Below are 21,583 nucleotides of genomic sequence, written 5' to 3'. Positions count from 1 at the left end.
CTTTTACCTTTGTGATGTCAAAGTTCTTTTACATGGGAGCGGGTGCGGTCGTGGCGTTCGAAGAGAAGCGCGCATGGATCACGGGGGTGGTCGCGGTCATCGGGTACGCGGTCTACCTGGCCCTCGTGCTGGGCCGGTCCGGCGACGGCGTGCCCCTCGCGGAGGTCCCGTACGTCACGCCGCTGCTCTGGACGGTCGGGGGAGCCATCGCCGCCGCGATCCTCCTCAACATCGCGGTGGCGGTGGCCGGGCCCGGCGAGGCCGACGTCAAGGACCAGCGGGACAAGGAGATCGGCCGCCTCGGAGAGCACGCCGGGCAGTCCTTCCTCGTCATCGGCGCCGTGACCGCGCTGATCCTCTCGATGGCCGGCGCGGACCGCTTCTGGATTTCGAACGCCCTCTACCTGGGATTCGTCCTCTCGGCGGTGCTCGGCTCGGTCGTCAAGCTCGCCGCCTACCGCTGGGGGTTCCAGTCGTGGTGAAGCCGACCGGCATCACGAACCGGATCAGGATCCTGCGCTTCGAGCGCGGGGAGATGACCCAGGCGGAGCTGGCGGAGCGCATCGGCGTGACCCGCCAGACCGTCATCGCCATCGAGAAGGGCCGCTACTCGCCTTCGCTGGAGACCGCGTTCAGGATCGCCCGCGTCTTCGCGGTGCCCCTCGAGCAGGTATTCCAGTACGCCGATGGCGCGGACGGCGCGGACGGCGCAGGCGAGGCGGACCACACGGACCAGACGGACGAGGAAGGGACGGCGCCGTGAAGGCGATCGTGCAGGACGCGTACGGCTCCAGCGAAGTGCTGGAGCTCAGGGACATCGAAACGCCGAGACCGGGCGCGGGGGAGGTGCTCATAGCCGTCCGGGCCGCCGCGCTCGACGCGGGGGTCTGGCACCTCATGAGCGGCAAGCCCTACCTGCTGCGTCTCCTCGGCTACGGACTGCGCGCACCCGGCGTGCCCGTGCGCGGCCGGGAGGTCTCCGGGCGGGTCGAGGAGGTCGGCGAGGGGGTGAGCGACTTCCGCGTGGGGGACGAGGTGTTCGGGATCTGCGAGGGCTCCTTCGCGGAGTACGCCACCGCCAGGCAGGACAAGCTGGCGCTCAGGCCCGCCGGGATGCCCCTGGAAGAGGCGGCGGCCCTCCCGATCTCAGGGCTCACCGCCCTCCAGGCGCTGCGCGACGCGGGGCGCGTACGGCCGGGGCAGCGGGTCCTGGTCATCGGCGCCGCGGGCGGGGTCGGCACCTTCGCGGTGCAGCTGGCCAAGGCGTACGGGGCGCACGTCACCGGAGTGTGCAGCACCACGAAGACCGAGCTGGTGCGCGGGCTCGGCGCGGACGAGGTCATCGACTACACCCGCGAGGAGTTCGCGGACGGTGTCCGCCGCTACGACCTCATCCTGGACATCGCGGGCAACCGTGCCCTGTCGCACCTGCGACGCGCCCTGACCCCGCGCGGGACGCTCGTGATAGTCGGAGGCGAGGGCGGCGGCCCCTGGCTGGGCGGCATGGGCCGGGTCCTGTGGGCCGCCCTGCTGAACCCCTTCGTGCGCCACGGCCTCAAGGGGTTCATCTCCGCCGAGCGTCAGGCGGACCTGGAGGTCCTGCGCCGGCACGTCGAGGACGGCACCCTGTCCCCGGCCGTCCACCTCACCTGCCGGCTCGCCGGGGCCCCGGACGCCATCGACCGGCTCCACCGGGGCGAGGCGCGCGGAAAGATCCTGATCACGCCCTAGGCGTGGGCGCCGTGCCGGTGCTGCCGCTGCCCCTGCCGGACGCGGTGGATGCGGTGGGTGCGGTGGACGTGCCCGGAGCGGTGGCCGAGGGGGAGGTGGTGGGAGCCGGAGAGGTGCCGGGCGTGACGGGCGCGGCCGGGGTCCCGGGGGAGCCCGACGGGGTCGCGCCGGGCGTGGCCGTGGGGGACTCCGGGGCGCAGATGATCTCGTCGCGCGGGGTGTAGTGCGTACGGAACGTCTCGCGGCCGACCTCGTGGCCGCCCCGGACGAAGACGCGGTCGACGGAGACGTCGAACCCTTCCAGCGGGGTCTGGGGCTCGCAGGTGGGCCCGGTGACGGTGCGCTTCGCCGGCGGGGTGATGTGGGTGCGCGGGCCCTTGGTGGCGCGTATCTCGTCGTACTGCTTCGTTCCGAGCAGGGTGACGGTCACCGAGGTGGAGCTGGAGGAGGCCCGGACGGTCACGGGGTGTCCCGAGTCGTTCTGCCAGCGCAGGTCGAGGGTGCCCCAGGCGACGGTGGCCTCGCGGCCTTCCGGGTACCGCTCGATGTAGAAGGAGTGGGCCCCGTGCTCCAGCGGCTTCAGGCCCGCGAAGAACATGGCGTTGTACATGGTCGTCGCGACCGCGGAGACGCCGCCGCCGGGGGATTTCACGTACCGGCCGTCGTTGATCATGATGCCGTCGACGAAGCCGTTCTCCTCGGTCCGCTCGCCCACCGCCTGGTTGAAGCTCCAGACGTCGCCCTGCTGGACGACGGCCCCGTTGATGAGTTCCACGGCGCGGGCGATGTTGTGGGTCCGGTAGGGCGCCGCGGGATAGGCCACGGTGAAGGTGGAGAGGACCTGCTGCCCGACGGCTGCCGGGGCGGTGGCAGGGGCGGCGGCGGTGGCCGGGGCCGTGGCCGTGGGCTCCGAGGTCCGGTCCGGGGCGGGTGTGCCCTCGGCGGCCGCGGAACCGGCGGAAAGGCCGCCGAGGCCGAGCACGGCGGCCGTACCGGCCGATAGCAGGGCGATCCGCGTGGTGGCCGTACGGCCGTGGGCGCGTCGCATGTCTCTCCCTGTCGCTTCGGAATCCGAACCATACGAGTCTGGTCCAAATCGGACCAAAAGGGTGAGAAATGTGCCGGGTCTCACGCCGGCGGTGCAACGGAGGGGGCCGCTCCCGGACGCCCGCCGGCGCCTGGGGGCGGTCAGGCCCGGGCTCGAGCGGGCACCTCGCGGACGAGGAGAAGTGCCACGGCGCCCAGGAGGGTGCCGGTGATGCGGCGCTGCACGGCGGCCCAGCTCGGGCGTTGCCCGAGGAACGCGGCGATGGCGCCGGCGGCGACGACGATCAGGGCGTTGACGGTCAGGCTCACCGCGATCTGGACCGAACCGAGGGTCAGGCCCTGCACGGTCGGATGCCCGCGATGTGGGTCGATGAACTGCGGGATCAGGGTCAGGTACATGATCGCGGCCTTGGGGTTGAGCAGGTTCGTCACCAGCCCCATGCGGAAGAGCCGGGCGGGGCTGTCGCGGGGAACGTCGCGGACCTCGAACATGCCGCGGCCGCCGGGCCGCAGGGCCTGCCAGGCGAGGTGGGCCAGGTAGAGGACGCCGGCGGCTTTGAAACCGATGAACAGCCAGGGCACCGCTACGAACACGACTGCGAGGCCGAGGTTGCCCATCAGCATGTAGACGACGAAGCCGACGCCGGTGCCGGCCAGGGAGACGAGCCCCGCGGTGCGGCCCTGGCCGATGCTGCGCGAAACGAGGTAGATCATGTTGGGCCCGGGGGTCAGCACCATGACCAGGGCGGTGAGTGCCATCCCGAAGGCGGACACGCCGGAAACGGGTGAGGACAACGAGGTGAGGGACATGCCCCCACCCTGATGTAATGGCCTTGTGCATCTCAACCCTTACGGCGAGTACGCCGTGCTCCTCGCCCGTTCCCTGGCCGACGAATGGCCCGACACCCGGGACGGGATCGTCGAGCGGACCCGCGAGTTCGGCATGACGATGTCCTTCCCCGAGCGGCCCGACGACCACGCCCGCTGCCGGGCCGTGCTCGACGACTGGATCCGGGTCGTCGACGCCCGCGACCCGAACGAGCGGGCGGAGATCCTCAACGGGCAGATGGCCGCCGCGACCGCATATCCACGCCTGACCGACCACAACGGCGAGGGGTGGCACCTGCACTATCGCGACGTCGACGACGACCTGGCACGGGTCCTGCACGCCGTGTTCAGCGTCGGCACCGCACTGCACCTGACCACGCGCGGCATGCACCGCCTCGGCCGGTGCGCGGCCCACCCCTGCACGAACGTCGTCGTCGACACCTCGAGGAACGGCACCCAGCGGTACTGCTCACCACGCTGCGGCAGCCGGGACGCCGTCCGTCGGCACCGCGCTCGCCTGCGCGAGCGGTGACCACCCGCGCCGCGACCGGCCGCCATGGAGTACGCCTAGAGAACCGAGCGGATCCGCCTGACCAGCAGCGATCCCGCCACGGCGAGACCACCGGCCAGCGCGTACAGGGCCGTGTATCCGCCGAGGTGGGTGACGACCGGGGCCGCGATCACCGGTGCCAGCACCTGCGGCAGCGCGTTGGCGATGTTGATGACGCCCAGGTCCTTGCCCCGGTCCTCGGCGGCCGGCAGCACGTCCGTGAGCAGGGCGAAGTCCACGGCCGTGTACACGCCGAAGCCGAGGCCCAGGACGAGCGAGGCCACGACCGCGCCGGTCCAGGTCTGCCAGACGGCAAGCAGCAGCGTGGCCGCGGCGATGACCAGCCCGGACCGGATCACGTAGGACTTGCGGCGGCCGCTGCGGTCCGACCGGACGCCGCTGATCACCACGGTGGACAGCAGGGTGAGGGCGTTGAGCGCCGTGAGGATCAGGACCCCGGTGTCCGGGTCGCCCCGGTAGCGCACGGCGTCGGTCAGGTAGTAGAGCAGGTACATCGTGCTGATGGAGTACGAGAGGTTCATCAGGAACCGGGTCAGCCAGGCCCAGCCGAAGTCGGGATGGCGGCGCGGGTCGATCCAGAAGCCGGTCAGGAAGCCGCGCCACCGGAAGGGCGGCCGGGCGGCGGGGGCGAGCACGGAGTCCCGCCGCATCAGCACGTACGGCGCGGCCGCGAGGACCGAGAAGGCGGCGCAGGCCAGGTAGCCGGCGGTGATCCCGCCCGCGACCGTGGCCAGCGCCGTGCCGACCAGGATCCCGATGACCTGGGAGACGCCGAGCCAGCCGCCGACCAGCCCGCGCTGCCGGGCCGGGACCTGGTCGGGGACGGCCGCGGTGAGCGCGGCGAAGGCGGCGTTGAGGGCGAGCTGCACCAGGCACCAGCCCGCGATCACCACGGCCACGCTCTGGGCCAGCCCGAGGACCACCAGGCCCGCCGCCCCGCCCGCCACACCGGCGACCACCCAGGGGATGCGGCGGCCCGCGCGCGCCGTCGTACGGTCGGACAGCGCGCCGAAGACGGGATTGGCGACCATAGAGACGGCGGCCCCCAGCCCCGTCACCAGGGCGAGGGTGGACGCCTTGTTCTCCGGGGCCAGGAACTCGGCCTGGCGTGCCAGCAGCAGCTGGAGCGGGCCGAACCAGCCGACCCACACCCCCAGGTTGGCGAGGGACAGCGCGCTCACCCACCGGCCGCCCGGCGGGGTGGCGGCCTCCGTGGCCGCCGAGGCCTTCGGCCCGGCGGTCACCTGCCGCTCTTGATCAGGTCGCGGTACCAGGCGTACGACTCCTTGGGGGTCCGGGCCAGGGTCTCGTAGTCGACGTGGACCAGGCCGAACCGCTGCCGGTAGCCCTCCGCCCATTCGAAGTTGTCCAGGATCGACCAGATGAAGTAGCCGCGGACGTCGGCCCCCTCGGCCATCGCTTCGTGCAGGGCGCGCACGTGCCCCTCGTGGTAGGCGATCCGGCGCGCGTCCTCGATCCGGCCTGTGCCCGGATCCGGGCCGTCCCCGTACGAGCAGCCGTTCTCGGTGATGTACAGCGGCGGCAGCCGGTCGCCGTAGCGCTCCCGCAGGGTGGCGAGCAGTTCGCGCAGCCCGTCCGGGACCACCGGCCAGTCGAAGTCGGTGCGCTCGTACCCCTCGAGCTCCCGGATGGCGAAGGGCAGGCCGGAGGGGATCTCGATCCCGCCGAAGGCGGAGGCGCCGGCCGGGGTGGGGGCGCCGACGAGCATCGGGTTGTAGTAGTTGACCCCGTACCAGTCCAGCGGGGCCGAGATCGCCTTGAGGTCCTCGGCCACCGGGCCGGGCAGCAGGGATTCCAGACCGTCCGGGTAGGCGCCGGTCAGGATCGGGTCCGCGAAGAGGCGGTTGGTGAGGGTGTCGTACAACGCGGCGGCGGCCCGGTCCTCTTCGCTCTCGCCGGCGGCCCACACGGGGCTGTGCGAGGCGGCTATGCCGATGTGGCGGGCGCCCGCCGCGCGCAGGGCCTGTACGCCCAGTCCGTGGGCCAGTAGCTGGTGGTGGGCGGCGGGCAGGGCGTCGAAGACGAGCTGCTTGCCCGGGGCGTGTTCGCCGAGGCCGTACCCCAGGAGGGTCACCTCGGCGGGCTCGTTGATGGTGATCCACATGGGCACGCGGTCGGCGAGGCGCTCCGCGACCACGGAGGCGTACGCCGCGAACCGCTCGGCGGTGTCGCGCTCCAGCCAGCCGCCCCGCTCCTCCAGGGCGAGCGGGGTGTCCCAGTGGAAGAGGGTGGGCGCCGGGTCGATCCCCGCGGCGCACAGCTCGTCGACCAGCCGGTCGTAGAAGTCCAGCCCCGCCCGGTTGACGGCCCCGTGCCCGTCGGGCAGGACCCGGGACCAGGAGACGGAGAACCGGTAGGCGTCCACGCCCAGTCCGCCCATCAGGGCCACGTCCTCGCGGTAGCGGCGGTAGTGGTCGGTGGCCACCTCCGCGTGCGAGCCGTCCTTGACGCGCCCCCGCTCCCGGGTGAAGGCGTCCCAGGAGGAGGGCCCCCGGCCGTCGGCGGTGGGCGAGCCCTCGATCTGGAAGGCGGAGGCGGACACGCCCCAGCGGAAACCGGCCGGGAAACGGGGCACGGGCGGGAGCGGCGGTACGGACGTGGCCATGCGGACTCGCTTCGATCGGGGACGGTCACGGCACTTTCGGGTCCCCGGACCCGCCCTGTCAATGGAAAGTGAACAATTCTCAACTTTTGCCGGAGCGTGCCGCGTCGAGCAGGGCGAGCTGCTCCGAGCCGGCCTTCTCCAGCTCCCCGGCGAGCTCCCGGGCCTCCCCGGCCCCGCCCGAGGCGCGTTCGCCCGCGCAGAGCAGCAGCGACTGCGTGAGGTGGGCGCGCAGGGCGGCGGCGAAGACCCGGTCGAATTCCTCCCCCGAGAGCGCTCCCGCCCTGCGCACGGTGTCGGCGGACACCATGCCCGGCATGTCGTGCCCCTCGTGCGGGCGGGTGTCGGGCGCGGCGGACCGGGCCAGGAGCCTGCGCAGCAGCGTCAGTTCGGCCTCCTGCCGGTCCGCCGCCCGCTGCGCGAACCGGGCCAGCGCCGGATCACCGGCCCGCGCCGGCGCCAGGTCCGTCAGCAGCCGGGCCCGCTCGTCCATCGGGATCATCAGCTGGATCCAGGCGATGTCGGTGGCGTTGAAGGCCGCGGCCCGCGGCGTCCCGGCCACCGGCTGCGCCGTGCAGCCGGTGACCAGGAGCGCCGCGAGCAGCAGCACGCACGCGGGCCGGCGGGTCAGAACGTACCGGCGGAGTTGCACTTGGCGCTCTGTACGACGCAGTCCTTCACGCGCTGCCCCAGGGCCGCGTCCTCCCAGGCGTTGAAGAAGTCGCCGTGGATGGAGGAGGCCATGCCGGAGGACAGTGAGAGGCCGTCCGGGTTGCCGCCGGTCGGGTAGCCGATCACGAAGGAGACGGAGGGGATGGCCACGGGGTAGGCGCCCCCGCACTTGCCGTTGACGGTGGTGAACGAGACGTGCGACTTGTGGTCGGGGCTGTCCAGGTGCTTGCCGTCCCAGCAGTCGGGGAAGACGAGCTGGTACACGAGCTTGGCCTTCGGCGCGCACACCGGCCAGTTGCCGTCGGCGCTGCGGCCGATCTCGCCGCCCTCGCCCGCGCACCAGAACTGGTTCACCGAGCCGGCCGGAGTGGGTACCTGCGACTTGGCGTTGCCCGCGATCATCCGGAAGCCCTGCGGGAACGGCACCGTGGCCGTGGGGTCGGTCAGCCGGGACCCGTAGTAGACGATCATCCCCTCGGGCTCGACGGCCTTCCCGCGCTCGTAGAGGGTCGGGATCCAGTAGCTGGAGAGGTCCTTGGCGGGGGTGCAGCTCGTCGCGGTGTGGGACGCCAGGGACTCCGCCGTGCTGAACGCGTCCGTGCTGCGGTTGCCGAAGAAGCTGTGCATGTGGGACGCACCCGGCAGGCCCGGGGCCACGATCGGGTCGTCGGGCTTGGAATGGCTGTAGACACAGGTGGCGTTGAACTCCGGGACCCGGACGGCGTTCGAGGGCACCGGCGCGGGGGTCATGGCCCGGAAGGAGGCCAGCTGCGCGTCCCACTTCGCCTGGTCCACCTTCACCCAGCCCTGCGAGGAACCGGCGGCGAACGAGAACCAGTTGATGTTCACGAAGTCCCCGGCCCCGCTGCCGCGCAGGACCGCGAACACCGACTGGGGGCCTGCGGGATGGGTGGCCACGTCGGCGGTCCGCGTCGCCCAGCTCTGCCAGCCGCCGGTGGCGGTGATGTCGAACTGCGCGAGCAGCGGACCGGTCACGGACCCGGTGCGCAGCTCGACGGCTCCGCCGCCCCCGATGGCGGAAGCCACCCGGGCCGAGACGGTCAGCGGGCCGGAGGCGCCCAGGTCGACGTTGTCGAAGCGCATCCAGTCGCCGCCCGCGAGGTACGCGGCGTTCTGGCCGCCGCCCGTGTCGCCGGTCGTTTCGAGCTGTACGCCGGACTGCGCCGCGTACGACTCCGCCTGGACGAGCACGATGTCGGCGGCCCGGGCGGGGGCGCTGGTCACCGTGGCTCCGAGGCTCGCGGCCAAGGCCGCGGCCAGGGCGCCCGCGAGGAGGGCGTGGAGGGTGAAGCGGGGTTTTCGCATGGCGGATCCTTGCCTGCCGGTGGGGTGGGGTGGGGTCGAGCCGGGTCGGGGGAAGGCGGAACGGAGGGAGGGGGCCGCCCGGCGGCGCTGGCGCGGGCAGCCCCCTGCCGGTCAGCGGGTCACTGGTAGACGCGCACGTAATCGACGAGCATCCGGGCCGGGAACGGCGTGGTGGCGTCCGTCGGGCCGGGCCAGTCACCGCCCACCGCGAGGTTGAGGATCATGTAGTGGGGGTGGTCGAAGACCCACGGCCCGCGGGTGCGTTCCACCTGCTCCTTCTCGAGCGTGAAGACGGTCCGCCCGTCCAGGCTGTAGACGATGCCCTTGCTGTTCCAGTCGGCGGCCCAGACGTGGTAGTCGTCGGAGAAGTCCGCGTCCTGGGGCAGCTTGTAGGGGCCGCCGATTCCGCCGCCGCCGTTGTAGGCGGGCGCGTGGACGGTGGAGTACGAGGTCTTCACGTCCTTGCCGAGGACCTCCATGATGTCGATCTCGCCGTTGTACGGCCAAGGCCGCCCGGTCAGGAAGTCACCGCCCATCATCCAGAACGCCGGCCACAGCCCGTTGCCCTTGGGGACCTTGATCCGGGCCTCGACGCGCCCGTACGTGAACTGGAACGTGGCCCCGGTGTTCATCCGCGCCGAGGTGTACTGGCACGTGGTGCTGCCGGTCAGCGGGTCGGGCGGGCAGCCCTTGCCGGGCGTGGCCTCCTTGCGGGCCTCCATGACGAGGTGGCCCGCGCCGTCCGTCGCGGCGTTCTGGTGGTCGGTGTAGTACTCCAGCTCGCCGTTCTGCCCGGTGCCCGGGTCCGCACGCCACTTGGTCTGATCGGGCTTGCCGGCCGAGGGCCCGTCGAACTCGTCGCTCCACACCAGCCTCGGCGGATTCGCGGGGTCCGGGGGGGAGCGGCGGGGGAGTCACCGGGGCGCCGCCGGTGCCGTACACCTGGAACTCCCACAGGGAGTATCCGTACGGGGTCGCGCGCTCGGTGCCGTACATCCGGACGTACCGCCCGGAGCCCGAGACGGTCAGGGTCTGCTTGAAGCCCGTGCCCGCCGTCGTCGAATAGACCGGGGTCCAGGTGTTCCCGTCCGGGGAGACCTGTATCTGGAAGGACTTCGCGTAGGCCGGGTCCCACTGGAGGACCACCTTGTGGATCTGCGCGGGCGCGCCGAGGTCCACGGAGATCCAGCCGGGGTCCGTCCAGCCGGTGGCGGGGCTGGTCGCCCAGCGGGAGGCGGGGTCACGGTCGAAGGCCCGGGCGGGGGTGCACTCCCAGCAGTTCCCGTCGGCCTGCGAGGAGGAGGCCGTGCCGGTCCTGCCGTACGAGAGGAGCGCGCCGGCGCCGCCGTCACCGGTGCCGGCGGTCCCGTAGACCTGGAACTCCCAGAGGGAGTAGCCGTATCCGGTGGAGCGCTGGGTCCCGTACATCCGCACGTAGCGGCCGGTCCCGGTGACGGTCAGGTTCTGGATGCCACCGGCGCCGGCGGTCGTCCCGTAGACCGTGGTCCAGTTCGCGGCGTCGGCCGAGACCTGGATCTGGAACGCCTTGGCGTACGCGGCCTCCCAGTTGAGGGAGACCCTGCTGATCGTGGCGGCGGACCCCAGGTCCACCTGGATCCACTGCGGGTCCGAGAAGGCGCTGGACCAGCGGGTGCCGGCGTTGCCGTCGACGGCGCTCGCGGGGCTGTAGCCGGGCTCGCTACCGGAGACGGTGACGGATCTGCCCTGTGAGAGCAGGGTTTCGGCGGCTCGGGCGGGGGAGGCGGGGAGGGCGCTCAAGCTGAGGAGGGTGAAGGCGACGGCGAAGAGTAAGCCGAGGCGGCGCAGCGACGGAGGCACGGCGGCTCCTGCAAACGAGGGGGGAAGGAGCGGAGGAGAAGCATCGGGGAGCGCTCCCTGAGGGGTGAGGATGGGGTGGGCCCTCAGGACTGTCAAGGTGTCCCGTCATCCTGCGGACATACGGACGACTTGGGTTCGTCCATTGATGGAGCGCTCTCTCACCACCCGTGCACCCCGCGGTGATCCGTGCTGACCAGGGAGGATCCGGGCGAGTGACCATCCTGACTCCCGTCGCGGACGACACCCTCGGAAACAGGGACTGTTGACAGCCGATCAGGCTTCGGTCCACCATCGCCGGAGAACGCTCCCGCGGACCGTCCGTCCGACCCGGCGGCGCGCTCGCCGAACGGAACGGGCCGGTATGAGAAGACCCACGCTGGAAGTGGTCGCCGCCCGCGCGGGCGTGTCCCGGTCGAGCGTCTCCCGTGTCGTCAACGGGGAGGCCACGGTCGCACCCGAGATCCGCGAGGTCGTCCTGCGGGCCGTGCGCGAACTGGGCTACGTGCCCAACGCCGCCGCCCGCAACCTGGTCACCCGCCGGACCCACGCGGTCGCCGTGGTCGTCTCCGACCCTCCGCAGGGCGTGGTCTCCGACGACCCCCTCTTCTCCACCGTCGTCCGCGCGGTCAGCAGGGCACTGGAGGCCGCCGGGAAACAGGTCGTGCTGATGCTCGCCGAATCCGACCGGAGCCGGGCCCGGGTCGAGGAGTACGTGGCCGGCGGGCACGTGGACGGCGTCATGCTCGTCGCCCTGCACGGCACCGACCCGCTCCCCGCGGCGCTGGCCAGGACGGGCCTGCCGGTCGCCTCGTTCAACCGCACCTGCGCCCAGGACGTGCCGTACGTGGAACTGGACAACGCGGCGGGCGCCGCGCTCGCCGTACGCCACCTCCTGGAACGGGGCCGGCGCCGGATCGCCACCATCACCGGGCCGCTGGACCTCTTCGAATCCCGCGAGCGCCTCGACGGCTACCGCGCCGCCCTGCGCGACACCGGCCGCCGGTCCATCGTGGCCCTGGGCGATTTCACCCGGGCCTCCGGAGCCGAGGCCATGCGGCAGCTGCTGGAAGACGACCCGGAGCTCGACGCGGTGTTCGCGGCCAACGACCTGATGGCCATCGGAGCCCTGCGCACCCTGCGGCAGGTGGGTCTGCGGGTCCCCGAGGACGTGGCCGTCGTCGGCTTCGACGACATCGAGGCCGCCGCCTACACGGTCCCGGCCCTCACCTCCGTGCGCAGCCCCATGGCCGACCAGGCCACGGCCACGGTGCGGCTGCTCCTGGGCCTGATCGAGGGCGGCCCCAGGGACCGCGTGGTCATGCCGAACGACCTCGTGGTCCGCGAATCGTCCTGAAGGAGCGCTCCCTCAGGCGCCTCGCCCCTCGGAAGGACCCGTCACGTCCTGTACGTGCCGCAGGCCCGGACCGGCCAGTACCTCGTGCAGCTGCTGGAAGACCTGCCGGGCGCCCACCGCGTTCCAGTCCGCCGGCAGCAGCTCGGCGGGGAGGCCCGGGTCGAGGTAGGGCAGCCGGCGCCACTCGGTGAGCATCGGCACGTAGTGACGGAAGGCCTCGGCGGGGTCGATGCCGTCCTGCAGGGCGAGCTTCGCGGCGACGGGCGCGTACGCGCCGGTGAATGTGGCGTACTGGGCCTGGATCGCGGGGAAGTCCCACCACGAGCTGACCGCCTGCGGCAGGTCGCTGAACGCGGCGTAGTCGGCGGCGGCGAACAGGTGGACGTACTCACTGAGGCCGAGCCGGACGAGCATGTCGCGCGCGTCCTCCAGGAGCCGGCCCGGCGCCAGCCACACGCCGGGGGCGATGTTGCCGAAGCCGAGCCAGGTCAGCCTGGTGCGCAGCTGGTAGCGGTGGGAGCGCTCGGACTCCGGTACGGAGAAGACCGCCATGGCCCAGCCGTCGTCGAGGTCCGCCGGTTCGAGGCTGGCGAAGATGCGCCGGTCACCGGCGTCGAAGACCGGGTGGACGGCCGGGCTGAGCCGGTACCCGGTGGCTCCGCGGCGCTCCGGTTCGAGAACGCCCTTCTTCTTGAGCCGGGAGATGGCCGAGCGCACGGCCTGGCTCTCCACGCCGAGTTCCGACATGAGCGTGATCAGGTCGGCGACGGAGATCCAGCCGCCGCTCCCGCGCACGAAGGCCCCGTAGACCGTACTGATCAACGAGCTGGGCCTGAGGGGGCTGTCCGACATGATCACCTTCCCGTGGTGTGGGGTGGTGATCCTATCGAGGGGCGGCGGCCGGGCCGTCTCCGGTCACCCCGAGGCCCGCGCCCCCCGGTGCAGGGGAGCCTCCGCGTACGCTCCGGAGAGCAGGTGGCCGGCGCCGGGGGCGACGGCCGGCAGGTCGAGGGCGCGCAGCATCTGGTGCGCGGTGCAGACGGCCGCGGAGACGACCGGCTTGCCGAGCAGCTGCTCGGCCTCCTCGATGGCGCCGAGCGAGGGCATCTGGACGCAGGCCGACAGGACGACCGCGTCCGCGTCCGCGTAGTCCAGGGCACGGGCCAGGCCGGGGAGCCTGGCCGGGTCGTGGGCGGCCACGTCGAGGTTGTTCGGGATCTCCAGGGCCTGGAAGTCGAGGACCTCGATGCCCTCGTGGGTGAGGTAGTCGACGACGGTCTGGGTCAGGGGGCGCATGTACGGGGCCAGCAGGGCCACCTTCCTGGCGCCCATCGTGTGCAGCCCGTGGACCAGGGCGCCGGCGCTGGTGACCACGGGGGCGGGGGCCCCGTTCTCCACGGTGCGCGTGTGCAGGCGGTCCTCGGAGGTCCGGTGGTAGCCGAGCCCCATGCTCATGATGGCGACCAGACAGGCGTAGCCGAGCACGTCGACCCGCGCGTCCGAGAGTTCCACGGCGCAGCGGTCGGAATCGGCGTCCATGGCCTTGAGCTGCTCGGGCGTCACATGGGTCATGCGCATGCGGCTGGAGTGGAAGGTGAAGCGGTCGTCGGGCGCGATCTCCATGCGGGCGCGCAGGATCGCGGGCACCTCGGTTTCCATGGTGACGTTGGAACTGGGGACGATCTGGCCGATGCGGTAGGTGCGGGGCGACACGGGTGCTCCTCGGGGGTCGGGCGGGGTGGTGTCCGGCGGGGGTGTGGTCCGGCCGGGTTCAGCGGGCGTCGACGACGGGGTTGGCGAGGGTTCCGATGATCTCGACGGTGGCCTCGACGGTGTCGCCGGGCACGAGGAACTCGGGCGGGACCATGCCGGCCCCGACGCCGGAGGGGGAGCCGGTCGCGATGACGTCGCCGGGCTCCAGGGTCACGCCGGAGCTGATGTCGGCGATGAGCCGGGCGATGGGGAACAGCATGTGGCGGGTGTTGGACTTCTGCTTGGTGACGCCGTTCACCCGCAGTTCGAGGTCGAGGTCCATCGGGTCCGGGACCTCGTCGGCGGTGACCACGGCCGGGCCGAAGGGGGCGTAGGAGTCCTGGCCCTTGGAGAAGAACCACTGGCCCGAGCGGCGCTGGTCGCGGGCGCTGATGTCGTTGACGATGCTGTAGCCGAAGATGTGGCCGTACGCCTCCTCCTCGGTCACCCGGAAGGCGGCCCGGCCTATGACCACGGCGAGCTCGCACTCCCAGTCGAGCTGCGTCGTGAGGTCCGCGTTGTGCAGGATCGGCGCCCCCGGGCCGGTGACGGCGGTCGCGGGCTTGCTGAACAGCACCGGACGCGGCGGCAGGTCCTTGTCGGTGTCGAGGGTCCGGCTGGACTCCTCCACGTGCTCCACGTAGTTCAGCCCGACCCCGATGATCTTGCCGGGGCGCAGCGGGGCACGCAGGGTCACGTCCTCCAGCCGGTGCACGGCCCCGGCGGGGCGGTCCGTGGGATCGCCGGCCAGCAGGCGGGCGGCCGTCTCACGGGCGGGGGCGCCCGCCCGGACGAAGGAGAGCAGGTCGGCGGGCAGTTCGACGCCCGCGTGCCGGGCGAGGGACGCGAGGTCGTACACCAGGCCGTCGACCTGGGCGCCCAGGCGGTCGGCGGTGGCGGTCATCGGCGCGGTCGTGTAGGTCACCAGTCGCATCGGTGGCTCCTAGGGGAGAGGTGAGGGCAGAGCAGGGGAGGAAGTACGGGAGCGCGGGGGTGCGACGCCGCACCGGGACCGGTGTCAGGGCCGGCGGTCCGGTGCGGCGACGCGGCTCAGGAGGCGGGCTGGTGCCCGCCGTTGTCCGGGTAGGCCTCTTCGCGGTGGAAGCCGAGGGAGCGCATGACGGGGAAATCGTTGAAGGAGAACAGGCAGGCGTCCTCGGACTGGCCGAGGTTGTGGTGCTCGTGCCAGGCCCAGGACGGGACGCAGAAGACGTCGCCCTGCTTCCACTCGAAGCGCTGCCCGGCGATCACCGACACACCGTGCCCCTTGGCCGCCGTGTAGATCACCGATCCGGTGTGGCGGTGGGCCTTGGTGGCCTGCCCCGGGCGCAGCAGCTGCATGTGGGCGCTCATGGTGGGCATCACCGAACCGCCGGTCAGCGGGTTGGTGTATTCCGCGATGACCCCGTCGTACGGGGAGCCCCCGGTGGCCGAGGCCAGGCCGCGCAGGGCCTCGTAGGTCTGCTCCCAGGGGTAGGCCAGCAGCGGGGAGTAGGGGCGGGTCCACTTCTCGGATCCGTACGGGAGCAGGTTCGCGGCGTAGGTCAGGACCGAGGAGTTGACCACCTTCCCGGGCCGCTGGTACAGCTCGGGGTGGACCTCGTAGAACCCGGCGTCCAAGGCGTTGACCAGCGGGATGTCCAGACCGTCCTGCCAGATCACCGGGGCGTCGGAGGAATCGTTGCCGTGCTCGTGCCAGGTGCCGTTCGGGGTGATGGCGAAGTCGCGCGGGCCGACCTTCAGCTTCTGGCCGTCCACGATCGTCCACGCGCCGGTGCCCTCGTGCACGAAGCGCAGCGCCGCGGCCTGGTGGCGGTGGGCGGTCATCGCTTCGCCGGGACCCATGATCTGCAGCCCGGTGTAGAGGAGTCCGGCGGCGGCACTGACGTCCCTGCGGCCGGGGTTGACCAGCATCACCACGCGGCGGCCCGCGTCGTCGGCCCGGACCAGGCCGAGGGCCTTGTGGACGAGGGGCCGCAACTCCTCGTAACGCCACAGCACCGGAACGGACTTGGGCTGCGGGTACCAGGGCTCGATGTCGTTGGCCACCGTCCACAGCGCACCGGCCTCCAGGGCTTCGAGCTCGCCGTAGTAGGCGGTGAGCTCGGGGGTGTCGGACACCCGGGCTCGGCCGAGCGCGGTGTCGTCCTGGTCGGTGGTCATGCGTCCTCCTCGGGGGTGGCGGTGGCCGGCTGGGCCGTGTGCGGGACGGTGAAACTGACCGGCACGCGCGGCCGGTTGTCCACTTCGAGGCGGAACACGTCGAAGCGGTTGTAGTGCCCGGTGATGTCGTGCATCTGCTTGGGCTGGATGCACCGGTTCAGGTCGATGTCGGCGTAGACGATGCCCTCGACGTCGACGAGGGGCTCCGTGACCGGGCGGCCGTCGGGGCCGAAGATGCCCGACAGGGCGCTGCGCGGCCGGGCGAACAGGGCCCGCACCGCCTCGTCCTCACCGGCGACCGCGTCGACGATCTCGGGGGAGACGGTGGAGCAGGCGACGATGGAGAAGACCTTGCCCTCGAAGCTGTGGGCCGCGGTCCGGACGGCGATGGCCTCGGCCATGTCGTAGTCGGTGGGCGCCACGGGCAGCGCGATGTAGCAGGCCGCGTGCACGAGTTCGCCCTGGGCAAGGAGGGTGAAACGGGCCAGGGTGTTGGTGTTCTCCCCGCACGCGAGGGCGCCGACCGGGCCGACGGGGGTCTGGTGGACGCGCAGGGAACTGCCGTCGCCACCGGTCCAGGTGAGCTTCTCCGCCCAGGTGGGCACCAGCTTGCGGTGCACGCCGAGCAGTTCGCCGTCGGGGCCGATGGTCAGCAGCGTGTTGTAGAGCACGCCCAGGCTGTGCGGGGCGCGTTCGTTGACGCCGATGACCAGCACGACCCCGTACTGGCGGGCCGCCGCGCGCAGGGTGTCGACGTGCGGGCCCGGGACGTCGATGGACGCGCGCTGCAGGCGCTCGAACCACGGCGAGCCCTGGACCGGGTTCATGGTCCAGTTCCAGTACGGGTAACCGGGAACGAACGCCTCCGGAAACACGACGAGTTCGGCACCCTTCCCGGCGGCCTCCGCGATCAGGGCGACGGCCTTGTCGACGGTGGCGGCGGGATCGAGGTAGACGGGAGCGGCCTGGACGGCGGCCGCCGTGAAGCGGGGCAAGTCGTTCGGGGAGCGGGTCTCGCGGGTATGCATGGGCCTCTGCCGTTCCGTTCAGAGGGCCGGCGCGGCGACGCGCGGCAGCCATCGCTGGTGCACCGGTGCGGCGGGTCGCCGCAGCAGTTCGAGGCGGGGCGGCACCCGGTCGGTGCGCGCGGCCGGCGGCCGGGCGCTGCCGGCCCGCCAGGACCGGGCCCACGGCGCGGCCGGCCCGCGGTACCCCTGGGCCACGGCCGCGTGCAGGGTCCACAGCGGGTCGTGGAGCTGTGCGCGGCCCACCGCGCACAGGTCGGCGCGGCCCGCCAGGATCACCGAGTTCACGTCGTCGTAGGTGGAGATCGCGCCGACGGCGATGGTCGCCACCCCGGTGGTGTTGCGGATCAGGTCGGCGTACGGGGTCTGATAGCTGCGGCCGAAGGACGGCCGCTCGTGGGACACGACCTCTCCGGTCGACACGTCGATCCCGTCGGCGCCCGCCGCGGCCAGGGCGCGCGCGATGTGCACCGCGTCCGCCTCGTCGAGGCCGCCCTCCGCCCAGTCGGCGGCCGAGACCCGAACCAGGAGTGCCTTCCCGGCCGGCCACACCGCCCGTACCGCGCCCAGCACTTCGAGCGGGAAGCGCAGCCGGTTCGCGACCGCTCCGCCGTACTCGTCGGTGCGCAGGTTGGTCAGCGGGGACAGGAACCCTGACATCAAATGGCCGTGCCCGTACTGGAGTTCCAGTACATCGAAACCGGCCCGGTCGGCGCGCTCGGCCGCGCGCACGAAGTCCCGTACGACCAGGTCCATATCGGCGCGGCTCGCCTCGCGGGGCACCCGGCCGCCCTCCTCCCAGGACAGTGGGGAGGCGGCCAGGAGCGGCCCCCCGGCGGCCCGGCGGCCGGCGTGGGTGAGCTGGATGCCGAGGCAGGTGTCGGACTGGCCGTGCGCGAAGGCGGTGATCCGGCCCCAGGCGGCCTCCTGCTCGTCGGTCCACAGCCCCGGGCAGCCCGCGTCGGTGCGGCCGTCGGCGCTGACCGCCGTCATGCCGGCGACGACCAGCGCCGCGCCGCCGAGGGACTGGGTGCCCAGGTGGACCAGGTCGAACTCGCCCGGGACCCCGTCGACCGCCGTGGACAGGGCCATGGGCGGTACGACGATCCGGTTGCGCAGGCGCAGGCCGCCGAGCTGGAACGGCCGGAACATGGGCGGGACCGGCGCCGAGGCGTTCACGGCGGTGGTGAACTCCTCGTCGCGCACCCGCAGGTTGTCATAGGTGACCCGGCGGCTTCGGGTCAGCAGGTTGAAGGCGAACTGGTGCGGATCCTGGCCGGTGTACCGGTCGATGTTCTCGAACCACTCCAGGCTGGCCTGCGCCGCACGCTGCGTGGACTCCACGACCGGCCTGCGCTCTTCCTCGTAGGCGGCCAGCGCGCTCTCCACACCGGGGTGCTCGTGCAGGCAGGCGGCGAGCGCGAGGGCGTCCTCCATGGCGAGCTTGGTGCCGGAACCGATGGAGAAGTGGGCCGTGTGCGCCGCGTCCCCGAGCAGCACGGTGTTGCCGTGCCGCCAGGTCCGGTTGCGCACGGTGGTGAAGCGCAGCCACTTGGAGTTGTTGGGGATGAGCCGGTGGCCGTCCAGGTGCCCGGCGAGGATCTCCTCGCAGCGGCGGATCCCCTCCTCGTCACTGGCGCCGGGCGCCAGGTCCGGGCCCGCCGACCCGGCGAAGCCGCCGCGCCGCCAGGTGTCCTCGTCCATTTCCACGATGAAGGTGGAGCGGGTGTCGTCATACGGGTACGCGTGCACCTGGAGCGTGCCGAAGTCCCGCTCCTCGACGATGAAGGTGAAGGCCTCGAAGACCTTGTCCGTGCCCAGCCACATGTAGCGGCCCGCGCGCTCGTCGAGATCGGCGCCGAAGGTGTCGGCGTAGGCGGCCCGGGTGGCCGAGCGCACCCCGTCGCAGGCGACCACCAGGTCGTATTCCGCGGCCAGTTGCTCCGCCGGAGGGGACTGCGTGCGGTAGCGGACGTCCACCTCCAGGGCGGCGCAGCGCTGCTGGAGGATCTCCAGCAGCCGGCGCCGGCCCAGAGCGGCGAAACCGTGCCCGCCGGAGGTGAGCGTCCGGCCGCGGTGGCGGACGTCGATGTCGCTCCAGCGGGCGAACTCCGCCGACATCGCGGCGTGTACGAAGGGATCGGCCTGCGCGATGCCGTCGAGGGTCTCGTCGGAGAAGACCACCCCGAAGCCGAAGGTGTCGTCGGGAGCGTTGCGCTCCCAGACGGTCACCTCCCAGTGCGGGGAGATCTGCTTGGCCAGGGCGGCGAAGTACAGGCCGCCCGGCCCGCCTCCGATGACTGCTATGCGCACGGGGCGCCTCCTCGGTTGTTCTCGATCAGTTCGGGGGCCTGCCGGCCGGCCTTCGTCAGGACCTCACGGACCTCGGCGGGCCACGGGGTGGTCCCGCTCGCGCGGGCCGCGGAGTGGGCGATGACCATGCGTCCGGTGGCGGCCACCGCACCGTGCCGGCCCTCCGTGCCGTCTGTGCCCACTCGGCCCTCTGTGTCCACCGGGCCCTCCGGGCTGTCCGGGCTGTCCGGGCCTTGCTCGCCGCGGACGGTGAAGGCGTAGTGGAGGGAGCTCGTACCGACCTTGGTGACCCGCAGCTCGGTCCGTACGGCCTCGCCGAACCAGAGCCGGGCCCTGTAGTCGGCCTCGAAGTGGACCCGGGGCGTGCTCCCGAAGAGGTGCGACAGGCCCAGGCGGCGCAGCAGCACGGCCTCGGCCGCCTCGACCCAGCGGATCACGGTGGAGTGGTGGTAGTGGCCCGCCGCGTCGGTGTCGGTCCACTCGACCCGGCGCTCGACCACCACGCTGGGCAGGTGGGGGACCTGCGCCTCGGGACACCCGGCGGCGCAGCCGCCGTCGTCCGGTGCCGGGGCGGCGGGGGTCGCCCCGGCCGGATCCCCTCCCCGGGTGCGCAGTTCGGCCCGCCGGAGCTTTCCGGTCTCCGTCCGGGGGAGCTCGGCGACGAACTCCACCGCACGCGGGTACTTGAAGGGGGCGATGGCCGCCTTGACGTGCTCCTGGAGTGCGCGGACGGTCTCCGGGGCGGCCGGGACGCCCGCGCGCAGCACCACGTACGCCTTGACGAGCATCCCGCGCCGTTCGTCGGGGACCCCGACGACGCCGCAGTCCGCCACGTACGGGTGGTCGGCCAGCGCCTTCTCGACCTCGGGCCCCGCGATGTTGTAGCCCGAGGAGACGATCATGTCGTCGCTGCGGGCCACGTACCAGAAGTAGCCCTCGGCGTCGCGGATGTAGGTGTCGCCCGTGATGTTCCAGCCGTCCCGGACGTACGTGGTCTGGCGCGGGTCGTCCAGGTAGCGGCAGCCGGTGGGCCCGGTGACGGCGAGCAGGCCGGGCTGCCCGTCGGGAACGGGCTCTCCGTTTGCGTCCACCACGGCGGCCCGGTAGCCGGGGACGGGCCGGCCCGTGGAGCCGGGACGGATGTCCTCGTCGGCCGCGGAGATGAACACGTGCAGCATCTCGGTGGCGCCGATGCCGTCGATGATGCGCAGCCCGGTGGCGGCGTGGAACTCCTCCCACACGGCGGCGGGAAGGGGTTCGCCCGCCGAGACGCAGCGGCGCAGCCCGGCCAGCAGGCCGGCCGCACCCGCGGCCAGGATCGCGCGGTAGGCGGTGGGCGCCGTGAACAGGACGGTCACCCCGTGTGCTGCCACGAGGTCGGCCAGCTGCCCCGGCGTCGCGGTCTCCAGGAGCAGGGTGGCGGCTCCGACGCGCAGCGGGAAGACCACCAGACCGCCGAGCCCGAAGGTGAACGCGAGCGGCGGGGTGCCGGTGAACACGTCGTCGGGCTCCGGCCGCAGGACGTGCCGGGAGAAGGTGTCGGCGTTCGCGAGCACGTCCCGGTGGAAGTGCAGGGTCGCCTTGGGGCGCCCGGTGGTGCCGGAGGTGAAGGCGATCAGGGCCACGTCGTCCGCGGCGGTGTCCACGGAGGTGAAGACCCCGGTCTTGGCCGGGCAGCGGACGGTGAGGTCGTCCTCGCCGGGGCCGCCGTACGCGACCACGTGCGGGGCGGTGTACTCGGCGGAGCCCTCGGCGAGCGCGGCGGCCGCTTCGAGTTCCTCGAGGTAGCGGTGGTCGCACAGGGCGACGGCGGGGAGGCTGATCTCGCACAGCGCGGCGAGCTCGGCGGCGCGCAGCAGCGGCACCGTGGTGACGGCCACGCCGCCCGCCTTGAGCACGCCGAACCAGGCGGCGACGAGCCAGGGGTTGTTCGGGCCGCGCAGCAGTACGCGGTTCCCGGGGAGCAGTCCCAGGTCCTCGGTGAGCACCTGGGCGACCTGGTTGGCACGCCGCAGCAGCTCGCCGTACGTCCAGCGCTCGCCGGGGGTCAGAAGGCAGGGGCGGTCGGGTCCCCAGCGCTCGACGGCGTCGTCGAGGAGGCTGTGGGCGCAGTTGAGCCGGTCCGGATAGTCCAACTCCGGCAAGTCGAAGTGGAGTTCGGGCCAGAGGTCGAACGGCGGGAGCCGGTCGCGGCAGAAGGTATCGGCATGCGCCGAAGGGGAGAGCTCCATGGGGCGGCACCTCAATCAGGGAGCAGCGGGGGAGATGGGGCAAGTATCTCGATAAATTGGCGGCCGTCAATTCCTCGCCATATTTTTGTGAGGTGATCGTGCCCCCGG

Annotated in this window: 17 protein-coding genes and 3 pseudogenes; 5 read left to right on the top strand and 15 right to left on the bottom strand. The window is 72.4% G+C overall.

The window, feature by feature from the left end:
• The first annotated feature begins 14 nt into the window (after nt 1–14).
• The 3 genes from ACFYM0_RS10255 to ACFYM0_RS10245 are packed head-to-tail and all read left to right on the top strand — an operon-like array spanning nt 15 to nt 1,731.
• On the top strand, nt 15–482 hold the full coding sequence (locus ACFYM0_RS10255) for a hypothetical protein (protein WP_388498851.1): 468 nt from the start codon (nt 15–17) through the stop codon (nt 480–482).
• Nucleotides 476–763, top strand: coding sequence for a helix-turn-helix transcriptional regulator (locus ACFYM0_RS10250; RefSeq protein ID WP_388498849.1), 288 nt, complete (start codon nt 476–478; stop codon nt 761–763). Before ACFYM0_RS10255 ends, ACFYM0_RS10250 begins: the two co-directional genes overlap by 7 nt.
• Nucleotides 760–1,731, top strand: a complete 972-nt coding sequence (locus tag ACFYM0_RS10245; RefSeq protein WP_388498847.1) for an NAD(P)-dependent alcohol dehydrogenase — start codon at nt 760–762, stop codon at nt 1,729–1,731. The genes ACFYM0_RS10250 and ACFYM0_RS10245 overlap by 4 nt, the downstream gene beginning before the upstream one ends.
• Here ACFYM0_RS10245 and ACFYM0_RS10240 read toward each other — a convergent pair.
• Together ACFYM0_RS10240 and ACFYM0_RS10235 are read right to left on the bottom strand one after the other, a co-directional pair.
• Nucleotides 1,721–2,779, bottom strand: coding sequence for a VanW family protein (locus ACFYM0_RS10240; protein ID WP_388498845.1), 1,059 nt, complete (start codon nt 2,777–2,779; stop codon nt 1,721–1,723). The two genes, ACFYM0_RS10245 and ACFYM0_RS10240, sit on opposite strands and share 11 nt — an antisense overlap.
• 140 nt (nt 2,780–2,919) lie before the next feature.
• Entirely contained in the window at nt 2,920–3,588 is a 669-nt protein-coding gene (locus ACFYM0_RS10235; RefSeq protein WP_388498843.1) for a LysE family translocator, read from the bottom strand.
• 25 nt (nt 3,589–3,613) lie between these two features.
• Here ACFYM0_RS10235 and ACFYM0_RS10230 point away from each other — a divergent pair, with 25 nt between their 5' ends.
• The gene (locus tag ACFYM0_RS10230) at nt 3,614–4,138 is read left to right on the top strand and encodes a CGNR zinc finger domain-containing protein (RefSeq protein WP_388498841.1); all 525 of its coding nucleotides are present in this window, start codon (nt 3,614–3,616) and stop codon (nt 4,136–4,138) included.
• A gap of 35 nt (nt 4,139–4,173) precedes the next feature.
• On the opposite strand, the gene ACFYM0_RS10225 is transcribed toward ACFYM0_RS10230, so the two are convergent.
• From ACFYM0_RS10225 to ACFYM0_RS10205, 5 genes and pseudogenes are all read right to left on the bottom strand, one after another.
• Nucleotides 4,174–5,421, bottom strand: a complete 1,248-nt coding sequence (locus tag ACFYM0_RS10225) for an MFS transporter (protein WP_388498838.1) — start codon at nt 5,419–5,421, stop codon at nt 4,174–4,176.
• On the bottom strand, nt 5,418–6,803 hold the full coding sequence (locus ACFYM0_RS10220) for a GH1 family beta-glucosidase (protein ID WP_388498836.1): 1,386 nt from the start codon (nt 6,801–6,803) through the stop codon (nt 5,418–5,420). The genes ACFYM0_RS10225 and ACFYM0_RS10220 overlap by 4 nt, the downstream gene beginning before the upstream one ends.
• A gap of 79 nt (nt 6,804–6,882) precedes the next feature.
• The gene (locus ACFYM0_RS10215) at nt 6,883–7,452 is read right to left on the bottom strand and encodes a DUF305 domain-containing protein (RefSeq protein WP_388498834.1); all 570 of its coding nucleotides are present in this window, start codon (nt 7,450–7,452) and stop codon (nt 6,883–6,885) included.
• On the bottom strand, nt 7,428–8,798 hold the full coding sequence (locus ACFYM0_RS10210; protein WP_388498832.1) for a DUF1996 domain-containing protein: 1,371 nt from the start codon (nt 8,796–8,798) through the stop codon (nt 7,428–7,430). The genes ACFYM0_RS10215 and ACFYM0_RS10210 overlap by 25 nt, the downstream gene beginning before the upstream one ends.
• Before the next feature lie 119 nt (nt 8,799–8,917).
• A pseudogene (locus ACFYM0_RS10205) lies at nt 8,918–10,577 on the bottom strand (discoidin domain-containing protein).
• Between the two features lie 421 nt (nt 10,578–10,998).
• Here ACFYM0_RS10205 and ACFYM0_RS10200 point away from each other — a divergent pair.
• Nucleotides 10,999–11,991 (top strand): LacI family DNA-binding transcriptional regulator, encoded by a 993-nt coding sequence (locus ACFYM0_RS10200; RefSeq protein ID WP_388498829.1) that lies wholly within the window; start codon nt 10,999–11,001, stop codon nt 11,989–11,991.
• A 12-nt stretch (nt 11,992–12,003) separates the two neighbouring features.
• Here the strand turns inward: ACFYM0_RS10200 and ACFYM0_RS10195 are convergent, their stop codons facing one another.
• The 8 genes and pseudogenes from ACFYM0_RS10195 to ACFYM0_RS10160 form a co-directional block, all read right to left on the bottom strand.
• A complete protein-coding gene (locus tag ACFYM0_RS10195) occupies nt 12,004–12,843 on the bottom strand; it encodes a PaaX family transcriptional regulator C-terminal domain-containing protein (RefSeq protein ID WP_388498826.1) in 840 nt (279 codons plus the stop codon).
• 63 nt (nt 12,844–12,906) lie between these two features.
• Entirely contained in the window at nt 12,907–13,650 is a 744-nt protein-coding gene (locus tag ACFYM0_RS10190; protein ID WP_388499350.1) for an Asp/Glu racemase, read from the bottom strand.
• Between the two features lie 112 nt (nt 13,651–13,762).
• On the bottom strand, nt 13,763–14,677 hold the full coding sequence (locus ACFYM0_RS10185; protein WP_388498824.1) for a fumarylacetoacetate hydrolase family protein: 915 nt from the start codon (nt 14,675–14,677) through the stop codon (nt 13,763–13,765).
• 116 nt (nt 14,678–14,793) lie between these two features.
• Nucleotides 14,794–15,906, bottom strand: a complete 1,113-nt coding sequence (locus tag ACFYM0_RS10180) for a cupin domain-containing protein (RefSeq protein WP_388498821.1) — start codon at nt 15,904–15,906, stop codon at nt 14,794–14,796.
• The gene (locus tag ACFYM0_RS10175; RefSeq protein ID WP_388498818.1) at nt 15,903–16,934 is read right to left on the bottom strand and encodes a carbon-nitrogen hydrolase family protein; all 1,032 of its coding nucleotides are present in this window, start codon (nt 16,932–16,934) and stop codon (nt 15,903–15,905) included. The genes ACFYM0_RS10180 and ACFYM0_RS10175 overlap by 4 nt, the downstream gene beginning before the upstream one ends.
• A gap of 18 nt (nt 16,935–16,952) precedes the next feature.
• Nucleotides 16,953–19,244 carry an FAD-dependent monooxygenase gene (locus tag ACFYM0_RS10170; protein ID WP_388498815.1) on the bottom strand — a complete coding sequence of 764 codons (2,292 nt, stop codon included), beginning with the start codon at nt 19,242–19,244 and terminating at the stop codon, nt 16,953–16,955.
• A pseudogene (locus tag ACFYM0_RS10165) lies at nt 19,235–19,690 on the bottom strand (acyl-CoA thioesterase); the annotation flags it as partial. The pseudogene ACFYM0_RS10165 and the gene ACFYM0_RS10170, both read right to left, overlap by 10 nt.
• Nucleotides 19,691–19,819: 129 nt before the next feature.
• Nucleotides 19,820–21,475: pseudogene (locus ACFYM0_RS10160) on the bottom strand (AMP-binding protein); the annotation flags it as partial.
• Nucleotides 21,476–21,583: the final 108 nt, after the last annotated feature.

Source organism: Streptomyces sp. NPDC006487 (assembly GCF_042870555.1).
Classification (GTDB): Bacteria; Actinomycetota; Actinomycetes; order Streptomycetales; family Streptomycetaceae; genus Streptomyces.
Note: the sequence above shows the minus strand (reverse complement) of the source record. Positions and strands in the feature narration are given on the sequence as shown.

What these genes read in the sequence shown, in the direction of transcription:
- ACFYM0_RS10255 (WP_388498851.1), top strand. Translation starts at nt 15, where the DNA reads ATGTCAAAGTTCTTTTACATGGGAGCGGGTGCGGTCGTGGCGTTCGAA.
- ACFYM0_RS10240 (WP_388498845.1), bottom strand. Translation starts at nt 2,779, where the DNA reads ATGCGACGCGCCCACGGCCGTACGGCCACCACGCGGATCGCCCTGCTA.
- ACFYM0_RS10235 (WP_388498843.1), bottom strand. Translation starts at nt 3,588, where the DNA reads ATGTCCCTCACCTCGTTGTCCTCACCCGTTTCCGGCGTGTCCGCCTTC.
- ACFYM0_RS10220 (WP_388498836.1), bottom strand. Translation starts at nt 6,803, where the DNA reads ATGGCCACGTCCGTACCGCCGCTCCCGCCCGTGCCCCGTTTCCCGGCC.
- ACFYM0_RS10210 (WP_388498832.1), bottom strand. Translation starts at nt 8,798, where the DNA reads ATGCGAAAACCCCGCTTCACCCTCCACGCCCTCCTCGCGGGCGCCCTG.
- ACFYM0_RS10200 (WP_388498829.1), top strand. Translation starts at nt 10,999, where the DNA reads ATGAGAAGACCCACGCTGGAAGTGGTCGCCGCCCGCGCGGGCGTGTCC.
- ACFYM0_RS10195 (WP_388498826.1), bottom strand. Translation starts at nt 12,843, where the DNA reads ATGTCGGACAGCCCCCTCAGGCCCAGCTCGTTGATCAGTACGGTCTAC.
- ACFYM0_RS10190 (WP_388499350.1), bottom strand. Translation starts at nt 13,650, where the DNA reads ATGGAAACCGAGGTGCCCGCGATCCTGCGCGCCCGCATGGAGATCGCG.
- ACFYM0_RS10185 (WP_388498824.1), bottom strand. Translation starts at nt 14,677, where the DNA reads ATGCGACTGGTGACCTACACGACCGCGCCGATGACCGCCACCGCCGAC.
- ACFYM0_RS10180 (WP_388498821.1), bottom strand. Translation starts at nt 15,906, where the DNA reads ATGACCACCGACCAGGACGACACCGCGCTCGGCCGAGCCCGGGTGTCC.
- ACFYM0_RS10175 (WP_388498818.1), bottom strand. Translation starts at nt 16,934, where the DNA reads ATGCATACCCGCGAGACCCGCTCCCCGAACGACTTGCCCCGCTTCACG.